This window comes from Tessaracoccus luoxuelianae (assembly GCF_054483915.1).
In genome coordinates this window covers 361,127-375,693 of sequence record NZ_CM137013.1, presented here as the reverse complement: position 1 = coordinate 375,693, position 14,567 = coordinate 361,127, and the positions used below count along the sequence as shown (strand labels likewise).

Here is a 14,567-nt window from a genome sequence, read left to right as displayed (position 1 = left end):
AAGTACATATCGAGGAGGATGAATGACCATCGGCATCGCCGTCATCGGAGCCGGCATGGCGGGGAAGTCGCACGCCGCCGCCTACCGTGTCGCGCCAACCCTGTATCGGCCCACGCTGCCCGACCTGCGCTACGTCTCCATCTGTGACGTCAACGCCGAGGTCGGCGAGGCCACCGCCCGCCGCTATGGCTACGAACGCAGCGACACCGACTGGCGAGCCATCGCCGCCGACCCCGACATCCACGTCGTCAGCGTCGTCATCGCCAACAGCCTGCACCTCGAGGTGGTCCGCGGACTCCTCGAGGCCGGCAAGCACGTCCTGTGCGAGAAGCCGCTGGCCGACACACTCGAGTCCGCCCGCGAGATGGCGCGGCTGGCCCGCGAGGCGTCGTCGATCGCCCGCATCGGGCTCACGTATGTCCGGCAGCCCGGCATCGCCGCCATCCGCGACTGGATCCAGGACGGGACGCTGGGCGAGGTGCTGCACCTCTCGGCGCGGTACTGGTGCGACTACGCGTGCAACCCGAAGGGGCAGATGAGCTGGCGCTACAAGGGCCCCATGGGGTCGGGCGCGCTCGCCGACGTCGGCAGCCACCTCACCTACCTGTCGGAGTTCCTCTGCGGCGGCATGACCGCCGTCTCCGGCGCCGCCTTCACCACCGCCATCACGGAGCGTCCGCTCCCGCTGGGCGCCGTCGTCGGGCACGGCCGGGTCGAGGTGTCGAGCGAGACCGAGCCGGTGGAGAACGACGACTACGCCACGTTCACGGCGAAGTTCGGCGAGACGACGGCGAGCCTGGAGGCCTCGCGCGTCGCCGCCGGCTACCCCAACGGCCTGAACTTCGAGGTCTTCTGCGAGAACGGCGCGGCGAGCTTCCACCAGGACACCCCGTCGCAGGTGCGGCTCTACCGCCACGACGACCAGCCGGGCACCAACGGCTACCGGACCGTCAACCTAGGCGCCGACCATCCCTACGTCGCCGGTGGCATGGCTATCGACGTGGCGGGTGTCGGCTTCGGCCAGAACGAGGGCTTCGCGTTCCAGGCCCGAGCCTTCCTGGAAGAGGTCGCCGGCATCCCCGAGGCCGACTCCCTTCCCCGCAACGCCTCGTTTGACGAAGGCGTCCACAACATGGAAATTCTTGCCGCCGTCGCTGAGTCGGCTGCCAACAACGGAAAGACGGTGACCCTGTGAAGCTCGGTGTCTACAACGCAGTCCTGCACGACCGCCCCCTCGAGGATGCGCTCGCGGTGATCGGAGGTCTCGGCCTCACCGGCATCGAGATCAACTCCGGCGGCTTTCTGCCCCCGGTCCACATTCCCAACATCGACGAGATCGCCACCAGCCCCGCGGCGGCCACGGAGTACCTGAAGAAGTTTGAGGGCACCGGCGTGGAGATCGCGGGCCTCAACTGCAACGGGAACCCGCTGCATCCGAACGCGGAGATCGCCGAGAAGCACGCCCAGGACATCCGCCTCTCGATCCGTGCGGCCGCGGCGCTCGGCCAGACCCGCGTCGTCACCATGTCCGGCCTGCCCGGCGGCGAGCCCGGCACCAAGTACCCCAACTGGATCGTCAACGCCTGGAACTCCGCGGCGCTCGACGTCCTCGACTACCAGTGGGAGATCGCCGCGCCGTTCTGGAGCGAGATGGACCAGTTCGCCAAGGACCACGGGGTGAAGGTGGCCCTCGAACTGCACCCCCAGAACCTTGTTTTCAACGCCCGCGACGTCAAGAAGCTGATCGAGCTGACCGGAGCTACCCACATCGGCGTCGAGATGGACGCGTCGCACCTGTTCTGGCAGCAGGCCGATCCGATCGCCGTCGTCCGGGAGCTGGGACCGCTGATCTTCCATGCCGCGGCCAAGGACGTGCGGATCAACCCGAACGCGCGGCTCAACGGGGTCCTCGACAACGGCTTCCGCCGCATGGGTGCGGACGAGGCACGCGTCAACCTCGGCGGCGACGAGTGGGCCAACGAGTGGCCGAAGGACTCCTCCTGGGACTTCGTCGCCCTGGGCAAGGGTCACGACACCGCCTACTGGACCGAGTTCATCCGCGCGCTGCACGAGGTGGACCCCGGCATGTGCCTGAACATCGAGCACGAGGACACCGAGCTGGGCCGGATCGAGGGCCTAGAGGTGGCCGCCAAGGTCCTCACCGACGCCTGGGCCGCCCTGGAGCTCGGGGTCTGATTCAGGCGGACGGGAGCCGCAACTCGAAGACGCAGCCAGGCCCGGCGTTTCTCGCGGTCGCCGTCCCGCCGTGGGCCTCGGCCACGCCCCGCGCGATGGCGAGGCCGAGACCGGCGCCCGCTCCATCTCCGGGGCCGCGGTCCTGGCTGCCTCTCCACCCCGGCTCGAACAGGTGCGGCAGGTGGTCGACGGGGATGCCGCCGCACCCGTCGGCCACCTGGACCGACGCCCACCCGTCGGCCTCGCGCACGGTCACGGCCACCTCGCCTCCCGACGGGGTGTGCCGGATCCCGTTGGCGACGAGGTTGGACACGGCCCGCGACACCTCCCTGGCGTCGGCGCTCACGGGCGCGGACTGCTCGGCCTCCCCGGTCAACCTGACCCCGGACCGGTCGGCGACCGGCCTGGCCTGCTCCAGCACCCCGGAGACCAGATCGCGGAGGGAGACGTCCTCCCGGCGCAGCCGGCCGACCGGGCTCTGCAGCCGGGACAGGGCGATCAGGTCATCGACCATGGCGTCCAGGCGCATGGCCTCGCCGTGCAGCCGCGCGAGGTACGCCGCGGGATCAGGGGCCACCCCGTCCTGCAGGGCCTCAGTGATCGCGGTCATCCCGGCGAGCGGCGTCCGAAGGTCGTGGGACATCCACGACACCAGCTCCCGCCGCCTCAACTCGACCTGACGGTCGCGCTCGAGCGCCGCCTCGCGCAGGGTGATGGACCGGTCCCGGGAGCCGAGCTGCCGCGACAGCACCAGGCCGACGACGAGGGCCATCGGCGCCGCGCCCGCCAGGACGAGCTGGATGGTCGCCGCGGCCGAGTCGCTGATGGCCATCGTCTGCACGCTCGCGGCCACGCCGGCCGCCAGCGAGACCACCACCACGATCGGGGCAGCCACCGCGGCCAGCCGGATCGATCGGCGCGCGATCAGCATCACGACGGCGGTGCCGAGCACCCCCACCGCTGCGGCGACGAGGGCGGAGATCAGGACGGGGTTCATCGAGGCTCATCCCCGCCCATGCCCGGCTCCCAGCGGTAGCCGACCCCGAACACCGTGACCAGCCGGACGGGGTTCCCGGGATCTGCCTCGATCTTCTCCCGAAGCCTGCGGACGTGGACGGTCACCGTCGAAGCATCGCCGAACTCCCAGTCCCAGACCTCGCGCATGAGTTCCTCCCGGCCGGCCGCACGCCCAGGATGCGCCAGGAACCAGGCCAGCAGTTCGAACTCGCGCGACGTCAGGGACAAGGCGCGTCCTCCGCACAGGGCGCGGTGGGCAGACCGATCCACGACGATGTCGCCGTCCGCGAGCGTGTCGGGGGCCGAAGGCCTCGGTACGGATCCGGGCGCGGCGCGGCGCATCAGCGATTGCGCACGCAGCACGAGTTCACGGGGGCTGAAGGGCTTGCTGACGTAATCGTCCGCACCGACCTGAAGGCCGAGGATGCGGTCCTCCTCGTCGCCGCGGGCGGTCAGCATGATGATCGGCAGGTCCGCGCGGGCGAGCCGGAGCCGTCGGCACAGCTCCAGGCCGTCCATCCCCGGAAGCATGAGGTCGAGGATCGCGAGGGCGGGTGGCGCCTCGGCGGCCATGGCCAGGGCCGCCTCGCCTGACGTCGTGTGCCTGACGCGCAACCCGGCCCGCCCCAGGTAGAGCCCGAGCACCTCGGCCACGGTGGGGTCGTCCTCGACCACGAGCACGTCCGTCATGTCGCCATCGTAGGGCGACCCGGACCGGCCGCCGGAGGCAGCGGCCAGGGCGTTACAACCCCGTAAGGACGAGGTAAGCGCCGTGTCATGGAGTCCCAGGACGCGCAGGAGTTGACTTCGAGGCACCCGGCAACCACGCCGGAGACCAACCGAAAGGTCCAGCCATGAGCACCTTCACCCGCCTCGCCGGAGCCGCCCTCCTCGCCGGCGCCGCCGCCGCCGTCCCGCTCACCTCCCATGCCGGGGTGACCGGCCCGGCCTTCTACGTCGACGGTGTGATGTACCGAACCGTCGGCACCCCGACCGACCTCTCGGGGACCGGCGCCCCGGCCCACGCCTGGGACACCATCTACAGCTTCGACTCGGCGCAGCCCAGCGTGGCGACGGCGGCCCCCGGCGACCCCGGCTACAACGGGGGACGCTGGATGGTCCACGCCCTCAGGTTCCCGAACGGGTACGACGCGGTGATCGCGTCCTCTGACCTCGACGGCGACGGGGTGATCGACAGCGCGGCCGAGGTGGACATGGCGTTGATGGCCGGTGACGCCGTCGACGAGGGCGTCGTGAAGTACTTCGTCTGCCCCGTCATCAAGGTCCCCGCGAGTCGCTGAGCGGCAGGGCCCGTCCCCTGCCGATCCCTGAGGAGATCGCCGCGCGGAGCGCCGGGGATCGTCTCGAAGGGTTGTGTCGCGACATGTTGCATCGACTGCTGGAAGGTGGGGGATACGACCCTTCGAGACGGCCGACGGTCGCTTCGCGACGTCGGCCTCCTCAGGGGATCGATCGGGCGCCCGCGGGAGGGGATTATCGCAGGGAGGCGCGGACGTCGGCGCCCTTGAAGGGCTTGCCGAACAGCGGTGAGAGCAGGCACACGTCCGCCACGCCCACAGTCACGAACACCGCGCCCAGGATGCCGAGCACCCACGCCCACACCCCGCCGACGATGAACCCCGCGACCAGCAGCACGACACCGATGGCAGCGCGGGTGATGCGGCCTGCGGTTGAGGACAAGAACTCGATCATGTGAAGGCTCCTTCGTTCGGAATCTCCAGCATATACCCCCCCGGGTATCGCGGGTCGAGGCCCAACCACCGCCTGGGGGCAGCGCCGCTGCCACTGACCGCGGGGTGCGTTCAGGGGCGCGATTCCGACGGGGTGGCGAGGCCGCGGCGCCGTCGGATCCGCCGCGACATTGCTGTGAAGGCCGTGTCCGCGAGCATCCCGACGATCAGGATGACGATCATGTACGCCATCAGCCCGGTGGCGTCACCGAACTCCTGCGCCGACGACAGCCGGTTGCCCAGGGCGAGCGAGCCCGGGATGACCACGAGCAGCTCACCAGCCATCAGGGACCGCCAGGCAAACGCCCAGCCCTGGCTGAGCCCCGCGACATACGACGGCAGCGCCGCCGGGATGATGATGTGCCGGTAGAGCGTCCAGCCGTGCGCGCCGAGCACGTCGCCGAGCTTGTGGTAGGCGGGCGGCACCTGGTCCACGCCGGTGAGGACGCCGTTGGCGATGCTGGGTGCCGCGCCGAGCACGACGACGAACATGATCGCCTGCTCGCCCAGACCCAGCAGCAGGATCGCCAGCGGGAACCAGACCACCGACGGCATCGTCTGCAGGCCGGTGACCAGCGACCCGATGGCCGAGCGCAGCAGCCGCGACCTCGCCGTCGCCAGCCCGATGGCGGTGCCGATGGCCAGCGCCAGCGCGAAGCCCAGCACCGCGCGGGTGAGGGTGCGGCCGAGCGCCTGCCAGAACTCCGGGTCGGCGGCCAGCCGCGCGAGTTCCCCGAGGACGACGACGGGCCCGGGAAGGAGGTAGTCAGGCTTCCAGCCGGTCCACACCACCACCTGCCACACCGCGAGGAAGAACAGGGTGGCCAGCAGGATGGGGAGCGCACGCCGCCAGCGAGGCAGCGGCTTCCGCTCGACGGTGGCGTCGGCCGCGGCGTCGTCGATGGGCTCGAGCGGATCCGTGGCAGGGGAGTCAGATCTCGAAGTAGTCGGCCTCGTCATGGCGTGCCACCTCCTCGCGGAGTCGTTGGGTGAGGTCCGCGGCCAACGCGACGCACGCCGCGGACTCCATGGCCCGGGGCCGGGGGAGCTGGATGCGCTGTTCGTGGATGATCCGCCCCGGCCGCGACCCCATCAGGATGGTGCGGTCCGACAGCCGGACCGCCTCGCGCACGTTGTGCGTGACGAACACCACGCTGAAGCCGGCGTCGAGCCACACGTCCTCGATGAGGTCGTGCATCTGGTCGCGGGTCATGGCGTCGAGCGCACCGAGCGGCTCGTCCATCAGCACGACGGCGGCGTCCTGCGCCAGCACCCGCGCCAGCGCCACGCGCTGCCTCATTCCGCCGCTCATCTCGTGCGGGCGCTTGTCCAGGTGGCGACCCAGCCGGACCTTGCCCAGCAGCTGACGGGCGAGGGCGGCGCGTTCGCCCTTGTCAACGCCGCGCAGCTGGAGCGCGAGCTCGACGTTGCCGGCAGCGGTGAGCCACGGCAGCAGCGTGGACTCCTGGAACATCAGGGCCACCTTGCCGCCGGCGTCGATGGTGCCCGACGTGGGGGTCTCGAGCCCCGCGGCCAGCGTGAGCATCGTCGACTTCCCGCAACCTGAGCCGCCGACGAGGGCGACGAACTCGCCTGGTTCCACATCGAGGTCCAGGCCGCCGAGGGCGGTGACCCGCTGCTCGCCCTGCCCGAACGATTTGGTCACGCCCCTGAGCCGGAGGCCCCCGGCGGGCGCCGCCGGTGCCGTCGCGGCGCTCACGAGGCCACCTCGGCCAGGCCGCGGGCGTCCAGCGCCTCGTTCAGCACGGCCAGGTCCCACAGGCGGGCGAAGTCGTCGTTGGGCTTGTCCGGCAGCAGGCCCACGGCGTCGGCGTGGGCGGCGGCGGCCCGGAGGGTGTCGGCGAGCGGCTCGACGGTGAACTCGAGCGTCTCCCAGGAGGCGCGGAGAGTCCCGGGGTCCATCACCTGCCCGGTCAGGGCCGTGATCTGGGAGGCGGCGGCGTCGCGGGCGGCGACCGGGTCCTCGTCGATCAGTGCGAGGGCATCGAGGTGGGCGTCCAGGAAGGCGCGCAGCAGGTCCGGGCGCTCCTCGACGAACCGCGGGTTGGCGATCACGGTGGTGGAGGCGAAGAGCCCGTCGGGCCAGAGGTCCCGCTCGTCGACGAGCACCACGCCGCCGGCCTCGACGAGCCGGGTGGCGAAGGGCTCGGGCAGCCAGCCGCCGTCGATCCCACCGGCGGTGAAGGCCTGCACAGCTGCGGAATTGGGCTGGGGGAGCACACTCACGTCGCCCCCGCCGTCGTCGGTGGCCGTGAGGCCCTGGGTGCCGAGCCAGTGCCTGAGCGCGATGTCCTGGGTGTTGCCGAGCTGCGGGGTGGCCAGCCGCTTCCCGCGGAGGTCCTCCGGTGACTCGATGCCCGGCCGGACCACCAGCGACGCACCGCCGGAGGTGGAGCCGGCGATGACCCGCACGGCCTCGCCGCGCGACTGCAGGTAGGCCGTGACGGTGGGGTTGGGGCCCAGGTAGGCCACGTCGACAGAGCCGGCGAGCACCGCCTGGAGCGCCTCAGGCCCGGCCCGGAACGACTGCGTTGATGCAGTGGCCCCGGCCTCCGCCAGCCGTGCGTCGAACAGGCCCGCGCCGTCGGCGATGAGGGCGGGCGCGTGGGTGACGTTGGCGAAGTATCCGATGGTGACGGTGTCGTCGGCGTAGTCGGTGGAGGCGCAGCCGGTCAGCAGCCCGCACGCGGTCACCAGGCCGACGGCGGCAGCCGTCCGCCGCGACAGCCGGGTGCTGCGGTGGGCCATGGGGTCTCCTGGTGAGCGGGATACAAGGAAGCTAAGCGCCCCCACAGGCGCAGTCAACGCGCCCGCCCTTGGTGAGACGGGCCCTGAGCGTGGGGGAGCACGGTCTTTCGCTGACTGCTGAACACGGGAATATCTGGCTGTGGCCCACGCTCGGGCGGTCCGCTCCGACGCCGCCGATGTCGGCCCCGCCGTCGGCGCCGGGTACCCTCGACCGAGATGTTTTCCACCCTGAGCGCCCCCGCGCGCGCCCGCCTGCCCCGCCTCGCCCCGCGAATGAGCCGCGGAGGTGCCCCGTGGTGAGCCCGGCGGAGGTGTCCGCGCAGGCGGCCCGCCGTCGCACGATCGCCGTCATCAGCCACCCGGACGCGGGCAAGTCCACGCTCACGGAGGCACTTCTCCTCCACGCCCGGGCGATCGGGCAGGCCGGCGCCGTGCACGGCAAGGCCGGCCGCCAGGGCACTGTGTCCGACTGGATGGACATGGAGAAGGACCGCGGCATCTCGATCAGCTCGTCGGCGCTGCAGTTCCCCTACCGCGACTACATCATCAACCTGGTCGACACCCCCGGCCACGCCGACTTCTCCGAGGACACCTACCGCGTCCTCACCGCCGTCGACAGCGCGATCATGCTGCTCGACGCGGCGAAGGGCATGGAGACCCAGACCATGAAGCTCTTCGAGGTGTGCCGCTCGCGCCGCATCCCGATCATCACCGTGATCAACAAGTGGGACCGCCCCGGCCACGAGGCGCTCGCGCTCCTCGACGAGATCGAGAAGCGCACCGGCATGGTGCCCACGCCGTGGACCTGGCCGGTGGGTGTCGCGGGGGACTTCCACGGCGTGATCGAGCAGTGGAGCGACGAGTTCGTCCGATTCACGCGTACCCCCGGTGGGAGCACCAAGGCCATCGAGGAGCGGTTCAAAGCCGACGAGGTGGGGGAACGGGACAGGGCGGACTTCGACGCCGCCCGCGAGGAGCTGGACCTGCTCGCCGCCGACGGCTACGTCCACGACGAGGAGTTGTTCCTGGCGCAGGCCACCACCCCCGTGCTGTTCACGGCCGCCGTCTCCAACTTCGGCGTCGGGCACCTGCTCGACGTCGTGGCCGACATGGCGCCGTCGCCCACCGCCAGGCGCGACGTGGAGGGCCAGCCGCGCGCCGTCGAGGCGTCGTTCAGCGCCCAGGTGTTCAAGGTGCAGGCCGGCATGGACCGCGCCCACCGCGACAGGCTCGCGTTCGCGCGGGTGTGCTCTGGGGTGTTCTATCGCGGCGACGTGATCACGCACGCCGCGACGGGCAGGTCCTTCACGACGAAATACGTCAGCAGCGTCTTCGGGCGGGACCGGGAGACGATGGAGGAGGCGTTCCCGGGCGACATCATCGGCCTCGTCAACGCCGGCACCCTGCGGGCCGGGGACACCCTGTACGGCGAGGACCCCGTCGAGTACCCGCCCATCCCGTCGTTCGCGCCCGAGCATTTCCGGGTGGTGCGCGCCGCCGACCCGTCGAAGCACAAGCAGTTCCAGAAGGGGATCGAGCAGCTGGACCAGGAGGGCGTGGTGCAGGTGCTGGACTCGGAGTCGAGGTCGCGGCAGACGCCGATCCTGGCCGCGGTGGGACCGATGCAGTTCGAGGTGGCCAGCCACCGGATGGAGCACGAGTTCAACGCGCCGGTGCGCTTCGATCAGCTCCCCTACACGCTTGCGCTTCGCGCCAAGGCGGACGACCTCCGAGACATCAACTCGGTGACCGGAGTGGAGGGCGTGGAGCGTCGCCAGGATGGGGCGTCGCTCGCCCTGTTGACGGGGAAGTGGCAGGTGTCCACGTTCCGTCGCCTCCATCCCCACGTGGTTTTGGAGTCGATCAGCACCGACGTGGAGGACACGCTCCCGTCCGCGTAGCGGCCCATCGCTCCCTGAGGAGGCCGGTCTACATCGCTCCCTGAGGAGGGCCGCCCGCGTAACGCCGTGGGTCCATTTTCGTTCCCTGAGGAGGCGCGCCGCCGAAGGCGCGGGTGCCGTCTCGAAGGGTCGTGACTACCACCTTCACGCAGATCCTGTAGTCGGGTGCGGTGAGCCGTGAGTCGATGCCCGGGCTTGGCCCCATCGTTCCCTGAGGAGGCGCGCCGCCGAAGGCGCGGGTGCCGTCTCGAAGGGTCGTGACTACCACCTTCACTTGAATCTGGTGGTCGGGTGCGGTGAACCGTGAGTCGATGCCCGGGCGGCCGTTGTCCAGGCTCCGGAGGTCGTCGCGGCCGGGGTCGGTGGCTGGGTCGTGGAGGCCGCCCGGGCACCGTCTCCCGTCTCCCCGCACTCGCCATGTCTGTGGCGTCGCTGGGTTCGGGTGCGGGCCGGCAGGGCGGCGTGGGGGTCAGGTCAGCTCGAGCGGGATGCCAGTTGGTGATCGTCGGGTTGGGCACCGCTGCGCAGTGCCGCCCTGACGTCCCCCACCCTCGCTGGCAGGTCCGAGTTCTCGACCCTTCGAGACTCCCGCGGTCGCTTCGCGACGCGGGACGCTCAGGGACCGAACTCCCGCTCCCTGAGTTGAGCAGCGGGGGGACACCACTGTCTTACAACTAAATGTCATGCTGAGGGTCGTACTCGACTCTGTCATGTCTCAGGCCTTCGTAGACAGTCCTGTCTCACCGGGTCGTTGACGGTTATGTCTCACTGGTGTCGGGTCGCCAGGGTCGGATTGTGAGCAGTTTAACGGTGCCGGGGGGGACGGTGCCGGGGTGGGACACGTGACCGAGGAACACGCCGTCGGGGTCGAAGATCTCGATGGTGGTGGCGTCGAACATGACGTGCAGGGTTTGGCCGGCGAGCCGTTTGCTGACGTAGATCTTGGCGCGACAGATGTGGATACGGCCGTCGGTTGCGACGCGCCGGTCGGCCCATCGGGCCGTGTCGGAGGGGTCGGTGGGGGTGCGTTCGCCCATCATGCGGCGAGCGGCACCGGAACGGACAGTTCTCCGGCCGGGGTCGCGGGTCGGGGCCACGACCGGCGGCGCCACCTCCGGCGTGGGTGGGCCGGGCACGGCTTTCGCTTTGGCCTGGTAGGCCTCGGCTGGGGTCTGATCCGGGTCGAGTGCCTGATGCGCCCGCTGGGTGTTGTAGTACTCGTCGAACTCGTCAACGAGCTCAGCGAGCCGCTGCGCGGTGCGGATCGGGCGGTGGGCGTCGAGGAACTTCTGGATGGTTCGGTGCAGCCGCTCATTCTTGCCCTGGGTGGTGGGTTTGCCGGGACGGCCGGTGATCGGTGCGACGCCTTGATGGCGCAGGTAGACCTCCAGCTGTGAGGTTCCGCCGCGTCGGGCCTGGTTGAACGCCGTGCCGTTGTCGGTCAGGAACCTCGCGGGTGCGCCATGACGGCCGATGGCGGCGGCGACCACGGTGATCGCCGCCTCGCTGGTCTCCGACCGCGCCACGAGGGAGGCCAGGATGAACCGCGAGTGGTCGTCCTCGACCTGCAGCACGCACCGCTTCGACCCGGCCTCGTCATCGAGGCGGTACTCGAACCCGTCGAGTTGCCAGCAGCCATTGGGATCGGGGTACCGGAACCGGCGGTAGGACGCCCTGGGGCGTTTCGCCGGCTCGGGCGTGACCACCCCGTGACGGGTGAAGATCCTCGCCAGCGTGGCCCGTGACGGCGGCGTCACACCTTGCCGGCGCATCACTGCCGCCACCGACAACGGTCCATGATCCCAGCCAGCCCGCTTCAGATCGGCCCGGACCTGCAAAGCCAGCACTTCCAGCTCGTCGCTGGTGCGTCGCGTCACCGACCTGGCCACCGGCTGCCGGGCAGTGACCGCGGCAAGCTTGCCCTCGGTCTGCGCCCGCGACCTCACCTTGTAGAACTCGGCCCTCGAAATCCCGTGCTCACGACAGAACCGAGTGACCTCACCCCGACGAGGCTGGTCAGGGAAATTGATGATCAGGTGACGAACACGAACGTCGATACGGGCAGCCATGCCGATGACCCTCGCCGCCGACCACCGCGCCAGGGCGATCGTCCACGAAGGCGTGAGACAGAACCGTCAACACCCACCGTCCACGAAGGTTGAGACACATCTGTCAACGAAGCACTGAGACAGCACCGTCTACGAAGGTATGAGACTTCGCAGGGTCGTACTCGACTCTGAGCATGACATTTAGAGGGCCGAGCTCGCCCCCTCAGGTCCTCAGTTCCTCGGACCGAGCGGTGATGGCCCCGGTGTAGGCTCGATGCACCGACGGCGAGGCCGGTGTCCACCGCACAACTGCGGCATCCGGCCCCCTCGTCAGGCTCACGTCCTGCAAGGAGGCACGATGATGCTGAACGCGTGGCTGCGGAGAGGTCTGGCGGTGTTCGCCGCGGTCCTCATGGCAGTGCTGATCGCCGGCTGTTCGGGATCCGGGTCAAGCACTGAGGAGATGCCCGGGGTCGAGCCCGCACCCGCCGTCGGCGGGGACAGCGGGGCCCTCCCCCAGAAGGACGGCGAGGAGGACACCTCGGGCGACGGCGACCGTCTCGTCATCCGGTCCAAGACGCTGCGTCTTGAGGTGGACAGCACCGAGGACGCCATCACCGAGGTCCGCGACCTGGCCCGCACCCACGAGGGCACCGTCTCGAACATGCAGGTGGCCACCGGCGACGAGTGGCTGTACCACTACGACGAGAGGGGCACACTCCTCGGCGACGGGGCGGCGCTGCGGGGCTGGATCACCGTGCGCGTGCCCACCGACTCCTACGAGGACTTCGTCGCCGCCGTCGCCGAACTCGGAGTGGTGAAATACCAGTCCGAGGCCACCGACGACGTGACCCAGGAACACGTCGACCTGTCCGCCCGCCTCGAGAACATGCGCGCCCAGGAGGTGCGCCTGCGCGAGTTCTTCGAGGCGGCCGTGAAGGTCGAGGAGATGCTGGCCATCGAGACCGAGCTGGGACGGGTGCGCGGGGAGATCGAGTCCCTCGATGCCCAGGTCACCTACCTCGAGCGGCAGGCCGCGATGGCGACCGTCTCGGTGGAGCTCACCGAGCCCAGCGCCGTGGTGCGGCCCGACGGTGAGTCGTGGGGCTTCGTCGAGGCCGTCACCAGCGGCATCAGGGGAGCGGCCCAGGTGGTCACGGTGACGCTGACCGTGCTCATCGCGACGTCGCCGCTCTGGCTGGCCGCGCTGATCCTGTTCTTCCCGGTCCGGGCGATGCTTCGCCGGCGTCGGGCAACCCCCGCGACACCCGAGCCGGCAACCCCCGCGACACCCGAGCCGGCGTCCACCGCGACACCCGAGCCTGCGGTCGACGGCGTCTCTACCCCGCCAGCCCCTCGAGAGGGCGGCCCCGAGGTCTGACCCACGGGGTCAGCGCCAGCGGCCACGCTGTTTCGGCGCGGTCGTCCGCGGCTTCTTGGCGGGGGCGGGCTGCGGCTCGCTGGCCTGCTCCTTCAACACCTTCTTGTGCGTCTCCCGCTCCTCGACGAGCCACCCGGGCGGATCGGCGATCAGCTCGCCGATCTCGTCGGAGGTCATCGCGTCGCTGACGCCCGCGCGGGCCAGGCCGGAGCGGGAGATGCCCAGCTTCTGGGCCACCACGTCGCGCGGGAACGGGCCGTTGCGGCGGAGCTCGACGAGCCAGGCCGGCGGGTCCTCGCGGAGGGCGTCCAGGTCGTCCCGGGTGATCGGAGTGTTCTGGAACTCCTCAGGCGCGGCCGGCAGGTAGATGCCGAGCTTGGCGGCCGCGGTGGCCGGCTTCATGGTTTGGCTCATGCCCGCAGCCTATCCGGGTGGGGTACCCTGCGCCCGTGACCACTCCCCGCGACCCCGGCCCCGCAGCACTGCGCGTGGGCAACGTGGCGGGGGTCACCGTCACCAAGTGGCGCCGGATCTGGGAAGAGCGGTTCCCGCGGACACCGCTCAGCGTGGTCGAGGTGGCCGAGGCGGACCAGCGACGCGCACTGCTGGGCGACACCGTCGACATGTGTTTCGTCAGGCAACCGATCGACGGCGAAGGCCTGCACGTCATCCCGCTGTACGACGAGCTGCCGGTGGTGTGGATGTCGAAGGACCACGAGCTGTCGCTGCTCGACGAGGTGACGGCGACGGATCTGGTCGACGTGCGGGTGATCGCCGACGCTGAGCCCGCCAGCGTCGAGCTGGCCACCTACTCGGCGGCCGTGTTTCACCTGCCGATGTCGATCGCCCGGTCACACAGCCGCCGTGATCTGGTCTACCGGCCCCTCGTCGATGCCCCATCCACGACGGTGGCCCTGGCCTGGCGGACCGACAGCGGGAACGAGTGGATCGACGAGTTCATCGGCATCGTCCGCGGCCGGACCCCGAACAGCTCGCGCAGCGCCAAGGAGCGCGGTGACGAGCAGAAACCTGCCGAGAAGGTGGCGCAGCCGCGGAAGAGCGGGGTCGCGGGCAGAGCGGGACGCCCGACGGGGAGGGGCGGCAGGCCCCGCCGTCGCTGACCTCGACCGGCACCAGGGGGTCAGCGGCGACGCGGCGGCGGGGTCTCCCCGTTGGCGACCTCGTCGATCCAGTCGATCGCCTCGTCGGTCAGATAGAACCCGTCCGCGCCGCTGTCACCGGCCCGCCACGCGTCGGAGTCGCTGTCGCCGCCGGCCCGCGTGATCTCGGCCACGAGGGCGGCTGGCACCACGTCGCCGTTGTTGGCGATCAGGTAATCGCGCGTCTCGCGCCGCAGCTTGGGCCACCACTCTTCGATATTCATGTCCACATTGTCGACCAGAGCTTTGGATCGAGGGGCCAGCGCCCCGAACTGGGCGCGTCGGCACCTCCGGCGAGACGGTCGCGGTGTCCATCGATGAACGCCGCCGAGGGCCCTGGCGCA

15 protein-coding genes are annotated in these 14,567 nt (G+C 70.4%); 6 read left to right on the top strand and 9 right to left on the bottom strand.

The window, feature by feature from the left end:
- Positions 1 to 22 precede the first annotated feature (22 nt).
- Both ACX1D1_RS01420 and ACX1D1_RS01415 read left to right on the top strand, forming a co-directional pair.
- A complete protein-coding gene (locus tag ACX1D1_RS01420) occupies positions 23 to 1,195 on the top strand; it encodes a Gfo/Idh/MocA family protein (protein ID WP_459055627.1) in 1,173 nt (390 codons plus the stop codon).
- On the top strand, positions 1,192 to 2,196 hold the full coding sequence (locus tag ACX1D1_RS01415; protein WP_459055626.1) for a sugar phosphate isomerase/epimerase family protein: 1,005 nt from the start codon (positions 1,192 to 1,194) through the stop codon (positions 2,194 to 2,196). The genes ACX1D1_RS01420 and ACX1D1_RS01415 overlap by 4 nt, the downstream gene beginning before the upstream one ends.
- Position 2,197: 1 nt before the next feature.
- Here ACX1D1_RS01415 and ACX1D1_RS01410 read toward each other — a convergent pair whose 3' ends face one another.
- On the bottom strand, positions 2,198 to 3,193 hold the full coding sequence (locus ACX1D1_RS01410) for a sensor histidine kinase (RefSeq protein WP_459055625.1): 996 nt from the start codon (positions 3,191 to 3,193) through the stop codon (positions 2,198 to 2,200).
- Complete coding sequence (locus ACX1D1_RS01405; RefSeq protein WP_459055624.1) at positions 3,190 to 3,903, bottom strand: response regulator transcription factor; 714 nt, start codon at positions 3,901 to 3,903, stop codon at positions 3,190 to 3,192. Before ACX1D1_RS01405 ends, ACX1D1_RS01410 begins: the two co-directional genes overlap by 4 nt.
- A 164-nt stretch (positions 3,904 to 4,067) precedes the next feature.
- Here ACX1D1_RS01405 and ACX1D1_RS01400 point away from each other — a divergent pair, with 164 nt between their 5' ends.
- Positions 4,068 to 4,514 (top strand): hypothetical protein, encoded by a 447-nt coding sequence (locus tag ACX1D1_RS01400; protein ID WP_459055623.1) that lies wholly within the window; start codon positions 4,068 to 4,070, stop codon positions 4,512 to 4,514.
- 193 nt (positions 4,515 to 4,707) lie between these two features.
- Here ACX1D1_RS01400 and ACX1D1_RS01395 read toward each other — a convergent pair whose 3' ends face one another.
- The 4 genes from ACX1D1_RS01395 to ACX1D1_RS01380 form a co-directional block, all read right to left on the bottom strand.
- On the bottom strand, positions 4,708 to 4,926 hold the full coding sequence (locus ACX1D1_RS01395; protein ID WP_182781159.1) for a YgaP family membrane protein: 219 nt from the start codon (positions 4,924 to 4,926) through the stop codon (positions 4,708 to 4,710).
- A 110-nt stretch (positions 4,927 to 5,036) separates the two neighbouring features.
- Positions 5,037 to 5,924 carry an ABC transporter permease gene (locus tag ACX1D1_RS01390; RefSeq protein WP_459055622.1) on the bottom strand — a complete coding sequence of 296 codons (888 nt, stop codon included), beginning with the start codon at positions 5,922 to 5,924 and terminating at the stop codon, positions 5,037 to 5,039.
- A complete protein-coding gene (locus tag ACX1D1_RS01385) occupies positions 5,896 to 6,684 on the bottom strand; it encodes an ABC transporter ATP-binding protein (RefSeq protein WP_182781161.1) in 789 nt (262 codons plus the stop codon). Before ACX1D1_RS01385 ends, ACX1D1_RS01390 begins: the two co-directional genes overlap by 29 nt.
- The gene (locus ACX1D1_RS01380) at positions 6,681 to 7,733 is read right to left on the bottom strand and encodes an ABC transporter substrate-binding protein (protein ID WP_459055621.1); all 1,053 of its coding nucleotides are present in this window, start codon (positions 7,731 to 7,733) and stop codon (positions 6,681 to 6,683) included. Before ACX1D1_RS01380 ends, ACX1D1_RS01385 begins: the two co-directional genes overlap by 4 nt.
- A 296-nt stretch (positions 7,734 to 8,029) precedes the next feature.
- On the opposite strand from ACX1D1_RS01380, the gene ACX1D1_RS01375 reads away from it, so the two are divergent.
- On the top strand, positions 8,030 to 9,634 hold the full coding sequence (locus ACX1D1_RS01375; RefSeq protein ID WP_459055620.1) for a peptide chain release factor 3: 1,605 nt from the start codon (positions 8,030 to 8,032) through the stop codon (positions 9,632 to 9,634).
- Between the two features lie 758 nt (positions 9,635 to 10,392).
- Here the strand turns inward: ACX1D1_RS01375 and ACX1D1_RS01370 are convergent.
- Positions 10,393 to 11,703 (bottom strand): DDE-type integrase/transposase/recombinase, encoded by a 1,311-nt coding sequence (locus ACX1D1_RS01370; protein ID WP_459054709.1) that lies wholly within the window; start codon positions 11,701 to 11,703, stop codon positions 10,393 to 10,395.
- Positions 11,704 to 12,040: 337 nt separating this feature from the next.
- On the opposite strand from ACX1D1_RS01370, the gene ACX1D1_RS01365 reads away from it, so the two are divergent.
- On the top strand, positions 12,041 to 13,063 hold the full coding sequence (locus tag ACX1D1_RS01365; protein WP_459055619.1) for a DUF4349 domain-containing protein: 1,023 nt from the start codon (positions 12,041 to 12,043) through the stop codon (positions 13,061 to 13,063).
- A gap of 9 nt (positions 13,064 to 13,072) precedes the next feature.
- Here the strand turns inward: ACX1D1_RS01365 and ACX1D1_RS01360 are convergent, their stop codons facing one another.
- Positions 13,073 to 13,477: a DUF5997 family protein gene (locus ACX1D1_RS01360; RefSeq protein ID WP_459055618.1), complete on the bottom strand. Its 405-nt coding sequence runs from the start codon at positions 13,475 to 13,477 to the stop codon at positions 13,073 to 13,075.
- A gap of 35 nt (positions 13,478 to 13,512) precedes the next feature.
- On the opposite strand from ACX1D1_RS01360, the gene ACX1D1_RS01355 reads away from it, so the two are divergent.
- Positions 13,513 to 14,184, top strand: a complete 672-nt coding sequence (locus tag ACX1D1_RS01355; protein WP_459055617.1) for a LysR family transcriptional regulator substrate-binding protein — start codon at positions 13,513 to 13,515, stop codon at positions 14,182 to 14,184.
- 20 nt (positions 14,185 to 14,204) lie between these two features.
- Here the strand turns inward: ACX1D1_RS01355 and ACX1D1_RS01350 are convergent, their stop codons facing one another.
- Entirely contained in the window at positions 14,205 to 14,447 is a 243-nt protein-coding gene (locus tag ACX1D1_RS01350; RefSeq protein ID WP_182800289.1) for a BRCT domain-containing protein, read from the bottom strand.
- Between the last annotated feature and the right edge of the window lie 120 nt (positions 14,448 to 14,567).

Coding starts and splice junctions, on each gene's coding strand:
- ACX1D1_RS01420 (WP_459055627.1), top strand. CDS start 23: ATGACCATCGGCATCGCCGTCATCGGAGCCGGCATGGCGGGGAAGTCG.
- ACX1D1_RS01410 (WP_459055625.1), bottom strand. CDS start 3,193: ATGAACCCCGTCCTGATCTCCGCCCTCGTCGCCGCAGCGGTGGGGGTG.
- ACX1D1_RS01405 (WP_459055624.1), bottom strand. CDS start 3,903: ATGACGGACGTGCTCGTGGTCGAGGACGACCCCACCGTGGCCGAGGTG.
- ACX1D1_RS01400 (WP_459055623.1), top strand. CDS start 4,068: ATGAGCACCTTCACCCGCCTCGCCGGAGCCGCCCTCCTCGCCGGCGCC.
- ACX1D1_RS01395 (WP_182781159.1), bottom strand. CDS start 4,926: ATGATCGAGTTCTTGTCCTCAACCGCAGGCCGCATCACCCGCGCTGCC.
- ACX1D1_RS01390 (WP_459055622.1), bottom strand. CDS start 5,924: ATGACGAGGCCGACTACTTCGAGATCTGACTCCCCTGCCACGGATCCG.
- ACX1D1_RS01380 (WP_459055621.1), bottom strand. CDS start 7,733: ATGGCCCACCGCAGCACCCGGCTGTCGCGGCGGACGGCTGCCGCCGTC.
- ACX1D1_RS01370 (WP_459054709.1), bottom strand. CDS start 11,703: ATGGCTGCCCGTATCGACGTTCGTGTTCGTCACCTGATCATCAATTTC.
- ACX1D1_RS01365 (WP_459055619.1), top strand. CDS start 12,041: ATGATGCTGAACGCGTGGCTGCGGAGAGGTCTGGCGGTGTTCGCCGCG.
- ACX1D1_RS01360 (WP_459055618.1), bottom strand. CDS start 13,477: ATGAGCCAAACCATGAAGCCGGCCACCGCGGCCGCCAAGCTCGGCATC.
- ACX1D1_RS01350 (WP_182800289.1), bottom strand. CDS start 14,447: ATGAATATCGAAGAGTGGTGGCCCAAGCTGCGGCGCGAGACGCGCGAT.